This is a genomic window from Flagellimonas lutaonensis (assembly GCF_000963865.1).
Classification (GTDB): domain Bacteria; phylum Bacteroidota; class Bacteroidia; order Flavobacteriales; family Flavobacteriaceae; genus Flagellimonas_A; species Flagellimonas_A lutaonensis.
This window is the reverse complement of record NZ_CP011071.1, coordinates 1,371,397-1,390,864: the sequence shown is the minus strand read 5'-3', so window position 1 is coordinate 1,390,864 and position 19,468 is coordinate 1,371,397. Positions and strand designations below refer to the sequence as shown.

Below are 19,468 nucleotides of genomic sequence, written 5' to 3'. Positions count from 1 at the left end.
ACAAAAATAACCAAGATGTACAAATACCTATTGCCCCTACTGTTGTCATTCGTGATTTCCTGTAAACAAGAAGTCCCCAAGGGGGTCAATGTAGAAGAAGTAGTCTCCTTTTTGGCCTCTGATTCACTTAAAGGGCGGGCCACGGGATCGACCGATGAAATCAAGAGTGCCGAGTATCTTGCAGAGCAGTTGGCAAATTTGGGGTACCGACCCAAGGGCGATGGGTCAAGCTTTTTTCAGACATTCACGTTCAAAAATACCCGCGATCCGCACAAAGAAATCGAGTATATCGATGCGGGCGACATTACAACCACGGGCACCAACGTGATCGGTTTTCTTGATAAGGCTGCCGATAAGACGGTTATCATCGGCGCGCACTACGATCATTTGGGCATGGGCGGCGAGGGCTCGCTGCACCGTGGCGAACCTGCAATACACAATGGGGCCGATGACAATGCCAGTGGGGTGGCGGCTGTACTGCAGCTTGCACAAAAACTCAAGGATAGTCTGACCCAGTCGAACATCTTGGTCATGTTTTTTTCTGGGGAAGAATTGGGGCTGCTCGGGTCCAACTATTTTGTCAAGAACCCAACGATTGACCTTGACAAGGCACATTTTATGGTCAATTTGGACATGGTGGGCCGATTGCGCAAAGATCGCACCCTTTCCATCAGCGGTGTCGGTACGTCATCCATCTGGAAACAAACGTTGAACGCCAACAACAAGAATTTTAAACTCGTGTTAAAAGAAAGCGGTGTGGGCCCTTCTGACCATACTTCGTTCTACCTGCAAGGCATTCCAGTACTACATTTTTTTACGGGCCAGCACGAAGATTACCACAAACCGACCGATGATCCTGAAAAGCTGAATTATCAAGGCATCAGCGATATCGTAGCGTATATCACTGCCATCTGTGTTGATTTGGACGATGATGCTCCGCTATCCTTCAAAAAAACCAAGAACGAAAGTGAAGAAGTGCCACGTTTTAAAGTGGGTCTTGGGGTGATACCCGATTATCTTTTTGACGGCAAGGGCATGCGTATCGATGGGGTGAGCGAAGACAAGCCCGCCCAAAGGGCAGGTCTGCAAAAGGGCGATATCGTGATTCAACTGGGCGATAGCACTGTGGTTGATATGATGGGCTATATGCGGGCCCTGTCAACTTTCGACGAGGGCGATGAGACAAAGGCGGTAATTGTGCGAGAAGGCGACAGTATCACCGTTGACATCAAGTTTTAGAAGACGTTTTATAAAAGACTCATTTTTAACAGCTTACTTTTTTCATGTAACTTTGCAGCCCGTTAAAAAATGTAAATGGTCAAGATTGGAGACATAGAGCTTCCTGATTTTCCCTTGCTTCTTGCCCCTATGGAAGATGTGAGCGATCCCCCTTTTCGTGCCTTGTGCAAAGAAAATGGGGCCGATGTGGTCTATACTGAGTTCATCTCTTCCGAAGGCTTGATACGCGATGCGGCAAAGAGTGTCATCAAACTTGATATTTACGAAAAAGAGCGCCCGGTGGGCATTCAGATTTTCGGCGCTGAAATGGATTCCATGCTACAGGCCATTGACATAGTGGAGCAGACCGGCCCCGATATCATCGATATCAATTTTGGGTGCCCGGTCAAGAAAGTGGTCTGCAAAAATGCCGGGGCCGGTATACTTCGCGATATTCCGTTGATGGTCAAACTCACCGAGGCCATGGTCAAGCGAACCAAGTTGCCTGTAACCGTAAAAACACGATTGGGCTGGGATGAAAGTTCCATCAAGATAATCGAGGTGGCCGAGCGGCTTCAAGATGTCGGTATAAAGGCAATATCGATACATGGCCGAACAAGGGTTCAAATGTACAAGGGAGAAGCTGATTGGCGGCCCATTGCTGAGGTAAAGAACAACCCTAGAATGCATATTCCGGTATTTGGCAACGGCGATGTGAACACCCCTGAGGCGGCCCTGAAAATGAGGGATGAATTTGGGCTGGACGGCGCCATGATCGGGCGAGCCAGTATCGGCAACCCATGGTTTTTTAACCAAGTGAAGCACTATTTTGAAACAGGGTCTCACCTCGCGCCACCCCCAATGCAAGAACGGGTAACCGCTGCTAGGCGGCACCTTCAGATGGCCATAGACTGGAAAGGGGAAAAATTGGGAGTGTTGGAGACAAGACGGCACTATACCAATTACTTCAAGGGCATTCCCCATTTTAAGGAATACCGAATGAAAATGGTGACCAGCGATGTGGCAGCGGATGTCTTTGCGGCATTTGACGAGGTTTTGGAAAAATTCGGTGACTACGAGTTTGCCTAGCTATATCTTTCGGTTCAATTAGACGATAACCATCTTGGCAGCTACTACCAATGAAAGCGGGCAGAAGCCCACTTGGCCCATGTCAAATACTGCTGATGAGCTTCTTTGAGATTCGGCTACTCGCAATTTTTGAGGATATGATGCCCAAGACAACAATCGTCGCCACCACCACCATTACGTTCGTGAGGTCAAATTCCACGGGATAGGCCAGTGACGGAGTGATCTTTAACCAACCAAAGGCCAATTGCGATCCTATCAACAATGCGCCCAACAGCACTCCGATCAAACCCCCCAATGTGGTAACCAACAAGCCTTGAATAAAGTAGATACGGCGCAATTCTTTGATCGTGGCCCCAAGGTTATAAAGGGTCTTAGAGTTTTGACGTTTGTCCAGGATCATCATGATGATGGCACCCACCACATTGAACAGCGCAATGATCAATACAAGCGTAAAAATGAGGTAGGTGGCCAAGTTCTCGGTATTCAGCATTCGATAAAGGGTTCGGTTGAGCTCCCTTCTGCTCAATATTTTTGCCTTATCGCCCAATACAGATGCGATTTCTTGCCGGATCTCTTCAGCCGGTCTTTTGCCATTGAGCTTGAAATTGATGCCCGATATCTGGGTGCTGTCTTTCTCTAGAAAGGCTTGGACCAGTGATAGTTCGGTAAAAACATATTTTTTGTCAAGCCCCTCTTCAATGGCGTATACCCCACTGACCACCAATGGCAGCTCGTTATAGGGTTTTGAACCCAGACCAGATTGCGAAAACGAACCGCTGCCCGGTTTTGGGGCCAGGGCCATCATCGGAGTTCTGTAATTGTTTATGGGCACCCCCAACAGGTTGTAAATGCCAATGCCCATGACCGCATTGTGCTTGGCAATGCCCCAACTGCCAAAATAGAGCGTGCTGTCAATTCCCGTTGTTTTCCGGTAGTTTTCATCTACCCCTTTGATGAAAGCCAGATCTCCTTTTTCGCGAAAAGAAAGGTAAACGCGCTCTTCCAATTCTTTTGAATAGTGTGCCACACCCTCGATGGCGGCCAGTTTCTGTTCTTCCTTGGGCCCTACGGAAAACACTTTTCCAGATGAAGGCATGGCTTTTAGGTCGGGGTCAAAGGTGTTGGTAAATTGAAGGCTGAAGGTCTTGAGACCTGAAAAGGCAGACAATACCACAAAAAGAGCGGCCGCTCCTATGATGATGACCAAAAAGGTGATAAAATTGATGATGTTGACCGCATTTTGACTGCTTTTTGAACGCAGGTATCGTTTGGCGATGTACAGCGGAAAATTCAACGTTACGACTTCTTTATTTTGGGCAACAGTTCAGGATTCTCGATTGGGTTTTCATCACCCTTCAGAGATTTTTCTATGTTCTCGATGTAGTCAAGAGAATCATCAAGAAAAAAAGCGAGTTGCGGTACCCGGCGCAACTGGTGTTTTGTGCGTTGGGCCAGCTGATGTCTGATTTGTGCCCCCAGCGATTTGATTTCTTCGAGCAAGGGCGGCGCCTTATCGTTCGGAAAAATGCTGATGTATGCCTTGGCAATCGAAAGGTCGGCGGTCACATATACCTTCGACACAGAAACGATTACCCCCAAAGTGCCGCCCTCGGTCAAGGCTCTTTGTAGGATATCTGCCAAATCTTGCTGAATTACTTTGGCAATTTTCTTTTGTCGCTGTGTTTCCATACTGCAAAAATAGGCATTAAATGATGTTTCTCATGATTTGGCACCGTAACATTGCCTAAATTGGCCCTTCTAAAGATAAAAAGGATTTATAAAGGAAAAGTTAGGGATATGGACAAAATCGAGCACATCGGAATTGCCGTAAGGGATTTGGCTGCCTCAAACAAGCTTTTTGAAAAAATATTTGGCATGCCCCACTATAAGATTGAAGAAGTGGCCTCAGAAGGGGTGCGAACCTCTTTTTTTGAGGTGGGCCCCAATAAGATTGAATTGTTAGAGGCCACAAAAGATGACAGCCCTATTGCCAAGTTTATTGAAAAAAAGGGCGAGGGCATTCACCACATCGCATTTGCCGTAACTGATATAAGAAAAGAAATGGACCGTTTGCGCGCCCAAGGCTTTAGAATATTGAATGAAGAACCAAAAAAAGGGGCCGACAACAAGTGGGTCGCCTTTTTGCACCCCAAAGACGGTAACGGGGTATTGATCGAACTGTGCCAAGAAATACCTGTGCGAGAGAACACGTAACCCTTGTGGCAACAAAAAATAAATACTAGTTTTGCGTCCGCAATTATAGGTCCTATAGCTCAGCTGGTTAGAGCACTTGACTCATAATCAAGGGGTCCCTGGTTCGAGCCCAGGTGGGACCACATCGACAAAAGCCTTGGCGCTTGCCAAGGCTTTTTCTTTTCTGTGGAAACGGCATCGTAGCCAAAGAACCTTGCAAGAACCGCCTTTCTAAGACCCAAGGCTTGGTGAATTCACATGAGTTTCATTATATTAGCCCTCTGCCCCCTCACGAACCTTTAGCAGATTTCAGAAGTAAACGCTTCTTGCTGACTGTAGGCCGCCTCTTTAAACCGATTAAACCAATAAAATTATATCCATGTCAAAGAACCGACCCGTCATAGAGCTGAACAACAAGGCTGAAGATGCCTCCTCAAAAATAGAGGTGATAAAAGAGCTGATTTTCGGTGAACAGATCAAAGAGTACGACTCTGAATTTGAAAAACTGAAAAAGGAAATCCTTAGCAAAAAGAAAGCCCTGAACGAGCTCATTGAAGAAGTAAGAACAGAGCTTACCAAGTCTATCGACAATGTTTCCACAGATTTGAACATCCGCATCACCGAAGTAGAGCAAAACCTTGAAGGGAAGATTGATGAGCTGCAATCCGATACGGTGAATAAAGAAACCCTGGGCCAATTATTGATCGATCTGGGTGAAAAAATCGCCAAGGAGTAATTTGTCAATACTACCTTGATGAACGAGAAAGATAGGCTCGAGGTCTTAAAAGACATTCTTTTTACTGACGACCGGCAGTACATTGAGAAGATTTCTCAACGAATTGAACTGCTCGAAAAAACCGTCAACGAAAAAGAACGCCTATCATCAAAGGTCGACCCCATTATTGAAAACCAGTTAAGCGAGTTCACAAAGAACATTCCCACAACCTTGGGGCCTACAATTACGGAAACCCTGCGGGAGCAAATACGAACCCAAAGAGACGAGGTTGTTGATGCACTTTTCCCCATTCTGGGAAAAATGATCAAAAAATACATCGCGCAAGAAATCAAGGTGCTTTCAGAAAAGATCGACAATCAGTTCAATTTTCTCACGCGCTTGAAAATAAGGATTAAAGCCCTATTTAGTGGTAAAAAGCAGAAAGAGCTTCTTCTGCAACAGCTGGCCACGGCCAAAATAGAGCAGGTACTTTTGATAGAGAAAGATTCAGGAATACTAAAGGCAAGCTATTCGAAGACCAAGAGTATCGATGAAGAAATGATCTCGGGCATGCTCACGGCCATTAAAACCTTTGTTGAAGATGCCTTCAATCAAAAAGACCAGAGCCTTGAACTTATTGAATACGAGCTATACCAGATACACCTGCAAAGTTTTGTGACCCACTATATTGCCGTGGTCATCTCAGGGCCGTTTGGGCTAAAATCAAAGAACAAACTTCAAGATATCATATTTGACTTTTATAATAGGTATATGGCCATGAACGTAGACTTGGTGGTCGATTTTCCCAGTGTTGCCAAAGGGTCTAGAAAATCGGGTAGAAGGGCCATAGAAAAAGAATTGGCATCAAGCTTCGGAAATGCAAAAATCTAAAAAAGTAGTGGTCTTGGGCCATTTTGGGGTGGGCAAGACCTCATTGATCAGAAGGTTCGTCGAGAACAGTTTTTCAGATAAATATAAAGTTACCATTGGGGTGCATATCTCCAAAAAAGTGGTGCAACTAGAAGGGGATCAATCCATCTCCATGATTTTGTGGGACCTTGAGGGTACCGATGATGTTAGATTTATCAGGGCCCCGTACCTCTTGGGCACCCATGGAGCACTCTTTGTTTTCGATGTAACAAGGCCCTCGACTTTTCAGAATATCAATGAAGACTTGGCTTTGGTGTCGGAAAAAATTCCTGATACGCCTATTTTGGTCGTGGGAAACAAACTCGACTTGGTGGACCAAGGCGATTTAAAAACCCTTTTGGACGAGAACCATATCTCCTGTGATTTTTTGACCAGCGCCAAGACCGGTGGTTCCGTAGAAGAAGTTTTTCATGAAATGGCAATGCTATTGAACAACGATGCTTGAACAGTATAAGCAACGGTACATAGGCAAGAATATCCAGTTCATCTTCACCGATTCCGAGGGAGTTGTGCAAGAGAGCGACTATGCCATTTTTACCATTGAGAAAGGCGCCCACATTACTGAGGCACATCTTTTTTTTGAATGTATTTCTTCGGTGGCTAGAGCCACGGAAAATGAATTTTTGTTCAACTGTGTGCATTTAGCCATTGGCGAACGGGAGTATATCGTTGACATCAAAATGGTCAAAGAAGAAACTGGGATACTGATCGTGATTTTCGACCTGACAGAACACTACAATGAGTATCAAATGGTCGCCCAGGCCCGAAACGAGTCCATTATTCGTTCAGAGCTTGTCGCCATCAAGAACAAAGAACTTGAAGAGCGCGAAAAGTTTAAGGATCGCTTCATACAAAATTTCAGCCATGAGCTTCGAAATCCGCTGACCAGTATCTTGGCCATGAACAATGTTTTGGCCAACACGCCCCTAAACCCAGAGCAAAAGCAAATTCTCGATTTTCTGAAAGAGTCAAACAACAATCTTAGACTGATGCTCGAAGATGTGCTGAGTCTTAGCATGATGTCAGCGGGCAAGCTAGACCTTCAAAACAAGCTCTTTGGCCTGGCGCGGTTGTTTGACCTTTTACGCTTTACCTATGAGGCCAAGGCCAAGCTTAAGGGCATCTCATTTACCATGGAACTTGATGGCCGCATGCCGTCGTACGTTGAAGGTGACCGACTGAGGCTGTACCAAGTGCTTACCAATCTTTTGGACAATGCCATCAAGGTCACAGCACAGGGGAAGGTTCAACTTAAAGTCTCTTTGAACCAAAAGTGGGCCAACAAAGTAAACCTGCGCTTTGAGGTTTCAGATACAGGCCCTGGAATAGCCCAAGAGAACCTCACACTTATTTTTGATAGTTTTTCAAGGGTTGAAAATTCGACCAAAATCCAAGGCCGTGGCCTCGGTCTCACAATCGTAAGGGGTCTTCTTGAACTCATGGGGAGTGAGATCAAAGTGCAATCGTCCGAGGGCAAAGGTTCCACTTTTTATTTTGACATTTCATTGAAGTATCCCTTGCGAGCCGTACAAGAAGAGAAAGCCCAAAAAAAGCTGAAAAAAGGAGCAACGACGAAAAAATATGCAAAAAAGAAGGGCAAATATAAATTGTTGCTTGTCGAAGACGATGAGGTGGTACAAATGGCGCTGTTCAAATCGTTGATCGATACGCAAAGGTTCTACATTGATTTGGCCGAAGATGGTGCCGAGGTTTTAGAAATGGTCATCAACAATGAATATGACGTAGTGGTCTTAGATGCCATTTTGCCCAATATTTCGGGCGATCACATAACCCGTTTAATTAGGGAACTGCCCTTTAAAAAGGTAAACAAAATACCCATTATTGGAATCACTGCCCACCTGTTTGACAACAATGTTGAGAAATGCAGGGCAGCCGGCATGAACGACATTCTCATTAAACCTTTTGAGATCACCACCCTTTTGGATGCAATCGATAGGCACCTACGGTAAAAAGATTGTTAAGGCAAGTAGCTTCCGTTGATGATTTCCACAAACGTTTCCTGTGCCAAAATCGAATAAAAATCCTATAAAGTCAGAATATTCTTACTTATGAAGTGTTTCATCGGAAAAACACGACACTTAATCGATTTTTTATTTAGGTGCCTTTTGTCGTGACGAAAGGTCGAACCCACTTCTTAGTTTTATTCTGTTATTGAAAAATAACAAGTTGAGCAACCAAAAAAACCATCGGGGCCATGATTATTGAAGTAGTGGAAAAGATACTCTTTGTTGTTAGCATTATCGCATTTTTTATAGCGATAATGATCATCGTGCCCGATATGGTTTCTCGAGAAAAGCTGGCCTCGTTGCGACACCGGCTGAAAGAGATGTTGCGCAGGCTTCAAAAGCTTGTAACCATGCGTAAGGGGAAAAAAGAATCTGACAACCATAATAGAATGGCCTACGGGCTTACCAATCTACTATGGCTGCTCATAAGATAAATCAGTAGGATAGCGCTATGCAAACACTAACCATGGCTTTATCCTAATCAACCACAATACCGTTAGGCTTTGCTTAAGGGTTTCGTTCGGGGGAACGGGTATTGAGTTGGTTAGAGCAAAGCCCTGCTTGCCAGGGCTTTGTCTTAAAAAGGTTTGACTAGAACACAAGTCCGTTGGGGGCAGAAACCAAAAGTGAAGAGAAAAATTTATATGGTCGATAACGAAGCATGTTTTGTGGGGGCGGTTTTTACAGAAGACCTGCCCTTTGATTGGAAAGAAAAACCCAAATCGAAGAACAGTTTTAAAAATGACATGGTGTTCGTGCCCAGTTTAAATCAAGATGCTGTCGATGAGAACAACTTTTGAAAGAACGTTGCTGCTGTTTTTTGTTCTTGCAGCCTTATTGAACATATGTTGCTTATTGTTATAGGGGTGGCAATGCTGAGTATAGCAACTTTTTGGATACATTTTGAGTTTTTTGTTTTTTAGTGTCACCCCTTCGGGGCATTCGAGTTCTTCGAGTGCCCCATTTTTTTACCCGAGCCAAATTATTCATTGGAGTTGCCACAAGTGGCAGTGTATTTAACGCAACAAAATCACCACCGCCCCAATGGCCGTAACGATCAGAATAAAGCGTCGGTACTGCTTCTCGTTGATGCGTCTTACAATTCTAACGCCAATGGCCAATCCGACCAAAATGGCGGGCAAAAGTTTTAGGTTGATGCCCACGGTTTCTGGGGTTATGGTTTTCCAGACCCAAATATGAAAAGGCAATTTGAACAGGTTGGTAATCAAAAAGAGCCAAGCGGCCGTGCCCACAAACTCGTTTTTGGGCAAGCGCATGGCCAAAAAGAAAATATTCGTAAAGGCACCGGCCAAGTTTCCAATCATGGTGCAGATACCCGCCAAAATACCGACCCCCCCGGCAAATGTCCAATGGGTGGGCACTTTTTTTGATTTGCGCCGATCCCAATAGGTCAAAACCCCTAAGCTGATGAAGATCACAATGACCATTCCAATCTTAAATTGTGTCTCCGGCAGATTTTTTCCAAGAAATACACCGATGAGTATCCCGGAGATCATCCATGGCAAAAACCGCAGAATATAGCGCCACTGGGTATGGCGGTTATAGTAGAGCACGGCAAATACGTCGCCGACCAAGAGCAATGGTATCAAAATTCCGGTTGATTCACGAGCCCCAAAGGCCAGTGCCAGCAAGGTTACATTGAAGATAGAGAGTCCCTTGAGCCCCGATTTTGAAATGCCGAGCAAGAAGATGGCAGTGAAGGCCAGAAACCAATCCAATAAAGAGACCTCGTTCATGGGTTGAACAGTGTTATCCAGCTAATAATTGCGGCAAAAGTACTTGTTAAAATAGTATATTTATCCCTTAACAACCACCAAACCATGGAACTGAGCACTTTAGATTACAGCTTCATCATTTTATTTTTTACCATTGTTTTGGCAATAGGCTTGTATGTCTCCAAAAAGGCCGGCAAAAACTCCTCAGAGTATTTTCTTTCCGGCCGCACCATGCCTTGGTGGCTTTTGGGCCTGTCAATGGTGGCCACCACATTTTCCACCGACACGCCGAATTTGGTAACAGACCTGGTCAGAACCAATGGGGTTTCGGGCAACTGGGGCTGGTGGTGTTTCTTGCTCACGGGCATGCTGACAGTTTTTGTATATGCCAAACTCTGGAGAAAATCGAACGTAAAGACAGACCTCGAGTTTTATGAATTGCGATATGGAGGCGCCCCAGCCAGGTTTTTGAGAAAGTTCAGGGCCATCTACTTGGGTATCTTTTTCAACGTCATTACCATGTCTGCCGTAACGTTGGCAGCCATCAAGATCGGCGGCATTATGTTGGGGCTTGAACCTTGGGAAACAGTGGTCAGTGCCGGTCTTATCACCGTAACTTTTAGTGCCCTAGGGGGGTTCAAAGGGGTAGTCTACACTGATTTTCTGTTGTTTTTTGTGGCCATGGCCGGTGCCGTTGGGGCCGCTTATTATTTGGTCAACATCCCAGAGGTAGGGGGCATTCAGGCCATTATCGATAACGAAAATGTTAAGGATAAGCTCAATATTCTACCAGATTTGAGTGATACAAAGGCTGTAATAACCATTTTAGTAATTCCATTGGCAGTTCAATGGTGGAGTTCTTGGTACCCGGGCGGTGAGCCGGGCGGTGGCGGCTATATAGCACAGCGGATGTTGGCGGCCAAAAACGAGAACCATGCTATTGGGGCCACCTTTTTCTTCAATATAATGCACTACGCCCTTCGCCCATGGCCATGGATTTTGGTGGCCTTGGCATCGTTGGTGGTGTACCCCGATATTGCAAGTATTTCAGAGGCGTTCCCCAATGTTCCAGCTGATAAATTAGGGCACGATCTGGCCTATTCGGCCATGTTGACCAAATTGCCGAGCGGATTGTTGGGGGTGGTCTTGGCTTCGTTGATCGCAGCCTATATGAGTACGATATCGACCCAATTGAACTGGGGGTCTTCGTACATGGTTTTTGACTTTTATAAACAGCAGATAAATCCGAATGCCACTGAAAAACAAATGGTACGGGTTGGCCGGCTCTCTACCGTTGTTTTGATGGTGCTCAGTGCCTTTTTGGCTTTGGCCATGCAGAACGCCATGGGCATTTTCAATCTGTTGCTCTCGTTCGGGGCCGGTACGGGATTGATCTTTATCCTTAGATGGTTTTGGTGGCGCATCAATTCGTGGAGTGAGATTACCGCGATGTTTTCTTCAGGGATCCTTGCCATTTTATTGGAGACCACATCGTTGCGTGCCATGTTGTTCGACCCTGCCACTGGATTGTTGCCGGAATGGGGCGAACTGCCCTTTATCATGTTGATTACCTCGGTAATCTGGCTTTCGGCCACTTTCTTGACACAACCCGAGTCGAAAGAAGTGCTCAGAAACTTCTACAAAAAAATACAGCCAGGTGGGCCGGGCTGGTCAAAAGTTGTTGAAGAGGCCCGTGAAGAAAATGATGAGGTAGTGATAGGCAACGAGCAATGGAGCGTGCCCAAGGGCATTGTGGCGATGTTGTTGGGCGTGGCCCTGGTATATTCCACCATGTTTGCCACGGGGTATTGGATATACGGCCGCACCACGGCCGCCTTGATACTGACAGGTGTTGCCCTGCTATCGGGCATCTTGCTTGTACGCGCATGGAACAAAATGAAAGATACGATACTGTAATGGCAAAACTTCAAAACCGGATAATTTCAGTCGATATTTTTAGGGGGCTAACCATTGTGTTGATGATATTGGTCAACACCCCGGGCACGTGGTCAGCCGTGTACCCACCTCTTTTACATGCCGACTGGCATGGCTACACACCCACTGACCTGGTGTTTCCGTTCTTCCTGTTCATCGTGGGAACCTCTATTGTGTTTGCCTACAAGAACAAAACCCCCAATGCGGCCACCTATAAAAAAATTACGGTCAGAACCTTGAAGCTGATCGGGCTGGGGCTCTTTTTGGGGGCTTTTACAATCAGTTTCCCCTTTATCAAGGAGTTTTCTGAAATACGGTTTCCCGGCGTTCTGCAGCGTATCGGGGTAGTCTTCTTTTTTGCCGCGGTACTCTTTTTGAATTTTAATTGGAAAACACTTTTGGGCATCTGTATTTCCATTTTGGTGGGCTATTGGCTATTGATGACCTTGGTGCCCGTAGAAGGGGTGCCTTCCACCCTTGATCGGGCACCGAACAATCTGGCCAATTATGTTGATTTGAACGTTTTGGGCACCCATATGTGGCAGCCCGACTACGACCCAGAGGGTCTTTTGAGTACCCTGCCCGCTATCTGCAGTGCACTCTTGGGCATCTTTACGGGATTGATCTTGACCTCGAAACAATCCCAAAAAGTCAGGATAATGGTCGGTCTCGGTGGTTCAATGCTCTTGATCGGCCATCTATGGGATTTGGTCTTTCCGATCAACAAAGCCCTCTGGACAAGCAGTTTTGTATTGGTCACCGCTGGCTGGGCCAATATGTTCTTGGCACTTATTTACTACCTGACCGATGTCAAAGGCCTGCAGTTTGGCAGCATCTTTCGTTATGCGGGGGCAAACGCTATTGTTGTGTACTTTTTATCAAGCTTTATCACCAAACTTTTTTATTCGATAAAAGTAAGCGCCGATACCTCATTGCATGGGTGGTTGTTCGATACGATTTATGTTCACGAATTTATGCCGCTACAACTGTCTTCACTACTATACGGCCTTACCGTTGTGGCTTTCTACTGTCTCTTGGCCTATGTGATGTACAAAAAGGGGATTTTTATTAAGGTGTAGTATATAAAGGGTCTTGATCAATAATCCAAAAACGTGCACTTTTTTAGATGGCAGTTGTCATGGCATTCCCTACTAATGAAAGAAAAGTGTAGACCAAATAATTGCTTCAATAAATTATTCGAAGACATATAAAAATTATATAATCGGCGTTATATTATTTCAAGTTTTAAAATACCTTGTATGCTTTATTTTAGATATAGGATTGTCTCTAAGGCAATTTTTTTCATTACTATTTTTTATGCCAATGCCCAATCATCAAACCCCAAAACATGGGAATATCTACTGAACAATCAAAGACAAGAGGCCTTAAAAACCCTTAAAAAAGGAAAGCCAAAAAGCATAGAAGAACTGATTACCCGTCAGATAGTTCAAAATGAAAATGGCATTTTTAAAACACAAGATAATTTTATTGCGGAGTTCAAGCTGTTCACCGACTTTGAATATTATCTATATGCTTTTTGGAACAGAAATTTTCTTTTCGACGAATACACCAAATCAGGATTCAACAACAAGAATATTAAGCACATTGACTCTTTTGATATTGATGAGATTTCTCAAAACACCACCAAAGAAGCTCTTCGGTACTTAAAGTCTATTGTGGCTAGAAGCAACAATGATTGGAATCTTTACTACAAGTTAAATGCGCAAATACCGGTATTAAAGCATTGGCAGTACTGTGGCAGTTTTGAAAACCTCAACGGAGGAGGTCTTGACATAGTGTATCCTCCCGAACAATCGGCCCACTCAGATAAGGGCTTCGACGCTAACAGCAATGGTACAATCAACTGGTATGAAGACCCAAATCGAGCAAAAGAAGCATATCAGTTTTATTCCAATCATAAAGAATATGGCAGCGCGGTAAATTATGCCCAAACGTTTATTGAGAATGATCATGACCAAAGGGTACTTTTCAAAATTGGGGCATCGGCAGAGGTAAAGGTGTGGTTGAACAACGTGCCTATTTTTGAAAAGAAAGAAAACCGATTTAACGACATAGATGCCTATTCTGTTGAATTGACACTGCCTAAAGGGGTAAATAGGCTTTTGGTTAAATGTAGTGATGTTTCGACCACCCCTTATTTTATCGCCCGTTTTACAGACTTGGAGCACAAGCCGCTTAAATCTATTAAAAGTACCGCTAGAGTTACAACATATAACGAAGTCGAGGCAGATGAAATTGGAGCTGTAGTCAGAAACCATCCTGTTGAGCATTACTTCAAAAAGAAATGGGAGCAAAACCAAGATGATTTTTTCTATGCCCTATCATTGATCAGTACTTATCTCAGAAATTCCAAATATCAAGAGGCAAAGCCTATAATTCTTCGTTTTTTACAGGAATACCCCCAAAGCTCCATGCTAAAAGTACTTTTGAAAATCTGTTACGAGCTTGAGGGAGATGACTCATCTGCTGATGAATTGGCAAAAAACATAATACTGGACGACGAAGACTACTATCTTTCGTATGTTTTTAGAATGCAAGACTACAATTCTTTGTTTAAACTGCCCATTGACGAGTTTGAGAAATATGTTCAGGGTTTTGAACAAGCAACCGATTTTGAGATACTGAAAAAAACAACAAAACTTTTGCTCTCTTTGAGAAAACAGGACAAGTTGTTGATGGAAAGTCAGTTGGATAATATTTTTCAGAACCATTCAGACCAACTAAACCTTTTAAAGGCATACGCAGATCTCTATAAAGACTTTTTAGGGAAAGAAGAAAAGGCAGTAGCTTTTTATGAAAATGTAAATAAGAGGTATTTCGATTATCCGGCTTTGCTAAAACTAGCTGGATTTTATGACAGAAAAGGAGAAAAGGAGAAGTTATTGACATTGTTTGAAGAAAACAGGGATCATCTGTCCATGGATAATGGGTTCTTATTCGATTATGGGCATTACCTGCAAAAATATAAGCGTTATGAAAAACTAGAACGCATTATGTTGAGGGCACTTGAGAATTTTCCATACTCATTTAGGGCGATGCAATATTTGGGAGAGTCATATTACCAAAGAGGAGACAAAGACAAAGCACTTCACTATTTTAAAAAACACCTCGAGCATAATGGTGGAAACACTTCGGTCAGAAAGAAAATAGAAGAGCTTACCAAAACCGATGGCCTGCTCGAAGACCTAAAAACCAACAATATTTATAAGTATGTAGATGACAATCGAGGAATACAAATGCATAATAATTATGGTTACAACTACCTGCTCGATGAAAGTTTGGTGCAATTGTACGAACAGGGAGGTGGCAAATCAATTATTAGATATCTTGTGGAGATTACCTCTGACAATGGTGTTGAACTACTCAAAGAAATAAATTTGGGTCTCAATGGGAGCTACACAATCTTAAAGGCGGAGTTGATAAAGAGTGACGGTTCTTTGAACCCGGCATCTCGAAACGGATCAAATATGGTTTTCAAAAATATTGAGGTGGGCGATGTCATTTATATAGATTATACGACCACTTGGTCAAATACAGGCAGGTTCTTCAACGACTATGTTGATTATTACCAATTTGACTCGTATCATCCCGCACTGAAAAGAAAATATGTCTTATTGACCCCCAAAAACAAACCCATATTCTATACCAATACCAATGGGGCGGTTGATGTGAAAATAAATGAAATAAACGATTTTCTGTGCTACACTTGGCAACTGAATGAAGTTAAGCCCATGCCGCAGCAAGAAGACTACATGCCAAGCACTAGCGATTTATTTCGCAATGTCCATATCAGTACCATAGAAAATTGGGATGAAATTGCCAATTGGTACAAAGATTTGGTTCGGCCCCAGATTAAAATCAATGAAGAGGTTAAAAAAGCCTTTGAAGAAATATTCCCAAATGGCCCAAAGGGGCTATCAGACAATGAAAAGGCAGAACAAATTTATCGCTACATCTCAAACAATGTAAATTATAGCCATGTTTCGTTTAGGCAGAGTGGATTTATTCCCCAAAAGCCGGCCAGAACCCTATCCACAAAGTTAGGCGACTGCAAAGATCTGTCGACCCTCTATATGGTATTGGCAGACATGGCTGGGCTCAAATCACATTTGGTTTTGGTGCTGACCTCAGATTATGGCAGAAATTCAATGGTACTTCCCAGTCAAGATTTTAACCATTGTATCGTCAAAGTGGTTATAGACGGCAAAAATCAATACCTTGAACTCACAGACAAGAATCTTCCATTCAGGTCAATTCCATCCAGTTTAGAGTATGCCACTTTACTCGACATTCCCAATGAAAATTTCACAAATGTCAGGCAAGGCATATATTTACTTGAAAAACCAAATAAATTAAACTCGATGTTGGATGCACAGGTAGAACTGAGCTTGTCTGACAATTATCAAGAAATGAGGGTTAAATCAACGGTACAAGGAGAGATTAGCTCTGGTTACATAAAAATCTTTAGGGACAACAATTACAGGTCCATTAAGAAAAGTATTTCCGATGACTTTCAAGCACGATTGACAAACAATATTGTTTTAGATTCGGTATACAACATAAGCAAAGACCTCGGATCATCTGAACTAATTTATGAGGCCTCGCTGACCCTAAATACCAAGATGGACAATTTTGGAGAAACCAAGCTTTTCAAGCTTCCTCTTATCAGCCATCCATATAGCTCTTCAATAGTTAACTATTCAGAACGCAAGTACCCCATTGAGTACGTGTTATATGAGAATGTTGACCGATATGTATCCACTTATTTTATTGTGGTAGGTAAAGGAAAAGAGTTTGTTCAGATACCTGAAGATGTGAGGTACTCCTTCAAAAACCATAGTTTTGAGCTAACATATAAGCTTTATCCAGACGGTAAACTTGAAGTAAAATCAATCGCCAATACTCCAAGAGACAGGATTACAGTGAAAGACTATGAAGAGTTTAAGAAATACGTGTTGAAAGTTTTGGACGCTAGAGAAAGAGTGATTGGGCTAAGTACCAAAGTCAAGCCAACCTCATCAACCGCGCCACGTACTTCCCAATCACATCAAATTCCAGATTGACCGTGCTACCTACCTCATAAGTCTTAAAACGGGTATGCCCATAGGTATAGGGAATGATGGCCACACTAAACCGGTTTTCTTGTGAATTGACCACGGTCAGGCTTACACCATCTACGGTAATGGACCCCTTTTCAATGGTTACATTGCTCTGTATGGGGTCGTATTCGAAAGTGAACACCCAGCTTCCATCTTTTTCTTCAATAGCGCTGCAAATGCCCGTCTGATCTATATGCCCCTGCACCAAATGCCCGTCTAACCGGGTGCCCAGTACCATGGCCCGCTCAAGGTTGACCAAATCGCCTACCTGAAGGTCACCAAGATTGGATTTTTTTAAGGTTTCATCGATGGCCGTTACGGTATACGTCTGTTCGTCAAGGCCCACTACGGTCAGGCAAACGCCGTTGTGGGCCACACTTTGGTCGATTTTTAGCTCAGGGGCCAATGCAGTGGCAATGGTTATATGCAGGTTGCCGTTCTCTTTTTCAAGGGCGGCGACCCGCCCCAAAGTTTCGATAATGCCCGTAAACATGTCTCTTTTAAATTAGCTAGTTTTGCAGTGTAAAAGTAGCCATATTTATGGGAGAGCAAGCAAAAATAAGGTTGGGTATTTCTGTGGGTGATTTAAATGGAATTGGCTGTGAGGTGGCACTGAAGACCTTTGAAGACAGTCGTATGCTCGATTTTTGCACGCCGGTGCTGTTTGCCTCAAACAAGACCATTTCCCACCAAAAACGGGAATTGTCTATCGACATAAATTTCAATGGCATCAACGAGGCATCAAAGGCCATAGACGGCAAGGTCAACGTGGTGAACGTATGGCGCGAATCTCCAAAGATTGAATTTGGCAAACCCACCGAAGAAGGCGGTCGTTATGCCATCAAATCCCTCAGGGCGGCTGTGGCATCCCTTAAAGAGGGTGCGATAGACGTTCTGGTCACAGCGCCCATCAACAAGAACAATATTCAGGCCGAAGACTTTAATTTTCCTGGGCATACAGATTACTTGGCACAAGAACTCGAAGGCAAAAGCCTCATGTTCATGGTTGCCGACACGCTACGGGTAGGGTTGTTGACCGACCATATTGCCGTAAAAGATGTGGCCCAGGCCATTACCCAAAAATTGGTGCGGGAAAAAGTGTCCACGATGATGCAATCGTTGAAAATGGACTTCGGCATCCGCAGGCCAAAGATTGCCCTGCTAGGCATAAACCCCCATAGCGGTGACAACGGCACTATAGGCCAAGAAGATGACAAAATCGTAAAGCCGGTAATCACCGAACTTTTTGACAAGGGCCATTTGGTGTACGGGCCCTATTCGGCCGATAGCTTTTTTGGCTCTAACCTGTACCAAAATTTCGATGCCATCTTGGCCGCATACCATGATCAGGGGCTAATACCCTTTAAAACACTTTCTTTTGGCAAAGGGGTAAACTTTACCGCCGGACTGTCAAAGGTTCGCACCTCACCCGACCACGGCACGGCATATGAAATTGCGGGTCAGGGTAAGGCCGATGAAAGCTCTTTCAAAGAGGCGGTCTTTACAGCTATCCAAATTTATAGGAATAGAAAAGAGTACATCGAATTGACCAAAAATCCCTTGAAAAAGCAAAAAATCAGAAAATCTGCCTAGTGTGTTCTTGCCCATGCAATTAAATGGGCCCAACTGTTGGGCATTTGCAAATAAATGGTATCTTTGCACCCGCCAGAAAGTAAACGTTTTGGCATCCTATCAAGGATTTGGCAAACTGAAAGTAGAGAAATGAAACTGAAGGAGTTCACAATTCCGTTTTCGGGATTGAAACAAGGAAACCACGGTTTTGCCTACAAGATAGGGAACGAGTTCTTTGAAGCCTTTGATTACAACGAGTTCAATGCCGCCGAGGTCAACGTTAAGGCAGTGCTCAATAAGATGAGCACTACCATGGAAATGGACATAGCGGCGACCGGAACCATCAATGTCGATTGCGACTTGACCAATGAACCGTATAACCAAGCCATTAGCTCAGACCTGCACCTTGTGGTGAAATTTGGGGAAGAATACAACGATGAAGACGATGAAATCTTGATAATTCCCCATGGCGAACATCAGTTCAACATTGCCCAGTACGTGTTTGAAATGTTGGTGCTCGGGATGCCGCAGAAAAGAATTCATCCCGGGGTGGCCGATGGCACGTTGAAATCAGAAATGTTGGACAGGCTTGAAGAGCTGCAACCGAAAGAGCAAAACAACAATGAAGAAAATACCGACCCTAGATGGGACGGACTGAAAAAATTTTTAACAGATAAATAGGGAAACATGGCACATCCTAAAAGAAAAATATCAAAAACAAGAAGGGACAAAAGAAGAACCCATTACAAGGCTACCATGCCTACCATCGCCAAAGATGCGACCACCGGCGAAATGCACCTGTACCACAGGGCACATTGGCATGAAGGCAAACTATACTACCGTGGGCAGGTTTTGATCGATAAAACCGAAGAAGAGACCGTTGCCTAAGACCGGTACATTTTAAAGACACACCAGACTCCCGTTGAAAACACT

At 44.0% G+C, this 19,468-nt stretch carries 19 protein-coding genes and 1 tRNA gene; 16 read left to right on the top strand and 4 right to left on the bottom strand.

Annotation, left to right across the window (positions count from 1 at the left end; all coding sequences use genetic code 11):
• The first annotated feature begins 15 nt into the window (after nucleotides 1-15).
• Together VC82_RS06455 and dusB are read left to right on the top strand one after the other, a co-directional pair.
• On the top strand, nucleotides 16-1,239 hold the full coding sequence (locus VC82_RS06455) for a M20/M25/M40 family metallo-hydrolase (RefSeq protein ID WP_045801645.1): 1,224 nt from the start codon (nucleotides 16-18) through the stop codon (nucleotides 1,237-1,239).
• Nucleotides 1,240-1,314: 75 nt separating this feature from the next.
• The gene (gene dusB, locus VC82_RS06450; protein WP_045801644.1) at nucleotides 1,315-2,307 is read left to right on the top strand and encodes a tRNA dihydrouridine synthase DusB; all 993 of its coding nucleotides are present in this window, start codon (nucleotides 1,315-1,317) and stop codon (nucleotides 2,305-2,307) included.
• Nucleotides 2,308-2,389: 82 nt separating this feature from the next.
• On the opposite strand, the gene VC82_RS06445 is transcribed toward dusB, so the two are convergent.
• Both VC82_RS06445 and rbfA read right to left on the bottom strand, forming a co-directional pair.
• Nucleotides 2,390-3,601, bottom strand: coding sequence for an ABC transporter permease (locus VC82_RS06445; protein WP_045801643.1), 1,212 nt, complete (start codon nucleotides 3,599-3,601; stop codon nucleotides 2,390-2,392).
• A gap of 2 nt (nucleotides 3,602-3,603) precedes the next feature.
• Nucleotides 3,604-3,996 (bottom strand): 30S ribosome-binding factor RbfA, encoded by a 393-nt coding sequence (rbfA, locus tag VC82_RS06440; RefSeq protein WP_045801642.1) that lies wholly within the window; start codon nucleotides 3,994-3,996, stop codon nucleotides 3,604-3,606.
• Between the two features lie 108 nt (nucleotides 3,997-4,104).
• On the opposite strand from rbfA, the gene mce reads away from it, so the two are divergent.
• The 8 genes from mce (at nucleotide 4,105) to VC82_RS15535 (ending at nucleotide 8,972) form a co-directional block, all read left to right on the top strand.
• Entirely contained in the window at nucleotides 4,105-4,521 is a 417-nt protein-coding gene (gene mce / locus VC82_RS06435; RefSeq protein ID WP_045801641.1) for a methylmalonyl-CoA epimerase, read from the top strand.
• A gap of 48 nt (nucleotides 4,522-4,569) precedes the next feature.
• Nucleotides 4,570-4,643: transfer RNA gene (locus VC82_RS06430), tRNA-Ile, on the top strand.
• A gap of 236 nt (nucleotides 4,644-4,879) precedes the next feature.
• Entirely contained in the window at nucleotides 4,880-5,236 is a 357-nt protein-coding gene (locus VC82_RS06425; RefSeq protein ID WP_045801640.1) for a hypothetical protein, read from the top strand.
• Nucleotides 5,237-5,254: 18 nt separating this feature from the next.
• The gene (locus VC82_RS06420) at nucleotides 5,255-6,106 is read left to right on the top strand and encodes a hypothetical protein (RefSeq protein WP_045801639.1); all 852 of its coding nucleotides are present in this window, start codon (nucleotides 5,255-5,257) and stop codon (nucleotides 6,104-6,106) included.
• Nucleotides 6,093-6,590 (top strand): Rab family GTPase, encoded by a 498-nt coding sequence (locus VC82_RS06415; protein WP_045801638.1) that lies wholly within the window; start codon nucleotides 6,093-6,095, stop codon nucleotides 6,588-6,590. Before VC82_RS06420 ends, VC82_RS06415 begins: the two co-directional genes overlap by 14 nt.
• Entirely contained in the window at nucleotides 6,583-8,115 is a 1,533-nt protein-coding gene (locus tag VC82_RS06410; RefSeq protein WP_045801637.1) for an ATP-binding response regulator, read from the top strand. Before VC82_RS06415 ends, VC82_RS06410 begins: the two co-directional genes overlap by 8 nt.
• A 245-nt stretch (nucleotides 8,116-8,360) precedes the next feature.
• Complete coding sequence (locus tag VC82_RS06405) at nucleotides 8,361-8,606, top strand: hypothetical protein (RefSeq protein ID WP_157518003.1); 246 nt, start codon at nucleotides 8,361-8,363, stop codon at nucleotides 8,604-8,606.
• 192 nt (nucleotides 8,607-8,798) lie between these two features.
• Complete coding sequence (locus tag VC82_RS15535) at nucleotides 8,799-8,972, top strand: hypothetical protein (protein ID WP_157518001.1); 174 nt, start codon at nucleotides 8,799-8,801, stop codon at nucleotides 8,970-8,972.
• A 216-nt stretch (nucleotides 8,973-9,188) separates the two neighbouring features.
• On the opposite strand, the gene VC82_RS06400 is transcribed toward VC82_RS15535, so the two are convergent.
• Entirely contained in the window at nucleotides 9,189-9,929 is a 741-nt protein-coding gene (locus tag VC82_RS06400; protein WP_045801635.1) for a sulfite exporter TauE/SafE family protein, read from the bottom strand.
• Nucleotides 9,930-10,013: 84 nt separating this feature from the next.
• On the opposite strand from VC82_RS06400, the gene VC82_RS06395 reads away from it, so the two are divergent.
• The 3 genes from VC82_RS06395 (at nucleotide 10,014) to VC82_RS06385 (ending at nucleotide 16,927) form a co-directional block, all read left to right on the top strand.
• The gene (locus VC82_RS06395; protein WP_045801634.1) at nucleotides 10,014-11,825 is read left to right on the top strand and encodes a sodium:solute symporter family protein; all 1,812 of its coding nucleotides are present in this window, start codon (nucleotides 10,014-10,016) and stop codon (nucleotides 11,823-11,825) included.
• Nucleotides 11,825-12,922 (top strand): acyltransferase family protein, encoded by a 1,098-nt coding sequence (locus tag VC82_RS06390; protein WP_045803293.1) that lies wholly within the window; start codon nucleotides 11,825-11,827, stop codon nucleotides 12,920-12,922. Before VC82_RS06395 ends, VC82_RS06390 begins: the two co-directional genes overlap by 1 nt.
• 180 nt (nucleotides 12,923-13,102) lie before the next feature.
• Nucleotides 13,103-16,927 (top strand): DUF3857 domain-containing protein, encoded by a 3,825-nt coding sequence (locus VC82_RS06385; RefSeq protein ID WP_045801633.1) that lies wholly within the window; start codon nucleotides 13,103-13,105, stop codon nucleotides 16,925-16,927.
• On the opposite strand, the gene VC82_RS06380 is transcribed toward VC82_RS06385, so the two are convergent.
• Nucleotides 16,869-17,456, bottom strand: a complete 588-nt coding sequence (locus tag VC82_RS06380) for a riboflavin synthase (RefSeq protein WP_045801632.1) — start codon at nucleotides 17,454-17,456, stop codon at nucleotides 16,869-16,871. The two genes, VC82_RS06385 and VC82_RS06380, sit on opposite strands and share 59 nt — an antisense overlap.
• 47 nt (nucleotides 17,457-17,503) lie before the next feature.
• Here VC82_RS06380 and pdxA point away from each other — a divergent pair, with 47 nt between their 5' ends.
• From pdxA to rpmF, 3 genes are all read left to right on the top strand, one after another.
• Complete coding sequence (pdxA, locus tag VC82_RS06375) at nucleotides 17,504-18,556, top strand: 4-hydroxythreonine-4-phosphate dehydrogenase PdxA (RefSeq protein WP_045801631.1); 1,053 nt, start codon at nucleotides 17,504-17,506, stop codon at nucleotides 18,554-18,556.
• Nucleotides 18,557-18,685: 129 nt separating this feature from the next.
• Nucleotides 18,686-19,216, top strand: coding sequence for a YceD family protein (locus VC82_RS06370; protein WP_045801630.1), 531 nt, complete (start codon nucleotides 18,686-18,688; stop codon nucleotides 19,214-19,216).
• A 6-nt stretch (nucleotides 19,217-19,222) separates the two neighbouring features.
• Nucleotides 19,223-19,423, top strand: a complete 201-nt coding sequence (rpmF, locus tag VC82_RS06365) for a 50S ribosomal protein L32 (RefSeq protein ID WP_045801629.1) — start codon at nucleotides 19,223-19,225, stop codon at nucleotides 19,421-19,423.
• Nucleotides 19,424-19,468 lie beyond the last annotated feature (45 nt).

Bases quoted from the DNA above. Each gene is read 5' to 3' on its own strand.
- VC82_RS06390 (WP_045803293.1), top strand. From the start codon at position 11,825: ATGGCAAAACTTCAAAACCGGATAATTTCAGTCGATATTTTTAGGGGG.
- mce (WP_045801641.1), top strand. From the start codon at position 4,105: ATGGACAAAATCGAGCACATCGGAATTGCCGTAAGGGATTTGGCTGCC.
- rbfA (WP_045801642.1), bottom strand. From the start codon at position 3,996: ATGGAAACACAGCGACAAAAGAAAATTGCCAAAGTAATTCAGCAAGAT.
- dusB (WP_045801644.1), top strand. From the start codon at position 1,315: ATGGTCAAGATTGGAGACATAGAGCTTCCTGATTTTCCCTTGCTTCTT.
- VC82_RS06420 (WP_045801639.1), top strand. From the start codon at position 5,255: ATGAACGAGAAAGATAGGCTCGAGGTCTTAAAAGACATTCTTTTTACT.
- VC82_RS06425 (WP_045801640.1), top strand. From the start codon at position 4,880: ATGTCAAAGAACCGACCCGTCATAGAGCTGAACAACAAGGCTGAAGAT.
- VC82_RS06455 (WP_045801645.1), top strand. From the start codon at position 16: ATGTACAAATACCTATTGCCCCTACTGTTGTCATTCGTGATTTCCTGT.
- VC82_RS06405 (WP_157518003.1), top strand. From the start codon at position 8,361: ATGATTATTGAAGTAGTGGAAAAGATACTCTTTGTTGTTAGCATTATC.
- VC82_RS06400 (WP_045801635.1), bottom strand. From the start codon at position 9,929: ATGAACGAGGTCTCTTTATTGGATTGGTTTCTGGCCTTCACTGCCATC.
- VC82_RS06380 (WP_045801632.1), bottom strand. From the start codon at position 17,456: ATGTTTACGGGCATTATCGAAACTTTGGGGCGGGTCGCCGCCCTTGAA.
- VC82_RS06415 (WP_045801638.1), top strand. From the start codon at position 6,093: ATGCAAAAATCTAAAAAAGTAGTGGTCTTGGGCCATTTTGGGGTGGGC.
- VC82_RS06395 (WP_045801634.1), top strand. From the start codon at position 10,014: ATGGAACTGAGCACTTTAGATTACAGCTTCATCATTTTATTTTTTACC.
- VC82_RS06370 (WP_045801630.1), top strand. From the start codon at position 18,686: ATGAAACTGAAGGAGTTCACAATTCCGTTTTCGGGATTGAAACAAGGA.
- VC82_RS06410 (WP_045801637.1), top strand. From the start codon at position 6,583: ATGCTTGAACAGTATAAGCAACGGTACATAGGCAAGAATATCCAGTTC.
- pdxA (WP_045801631.1), top strand. From the start codon at position 17,504: ATGGGAGAGCAAGCAAAAATAAGGTTGGGTATTTCTGTGGGTGATTTA.
- VC82_RS06385 (WP_045801633.1), top strand. From the start codon at position 13,103: ATGCTTTATTTTAGATATAGGATTGTCTCTAAGGCAATTTTTTTCATT.
- rpmF (WP_045801629.1), top strand. From the start codon at position 19,223: ATGGCACATCCTAAAAGAAAAATATCAAAAACAAGAAGGGACAAAAGA.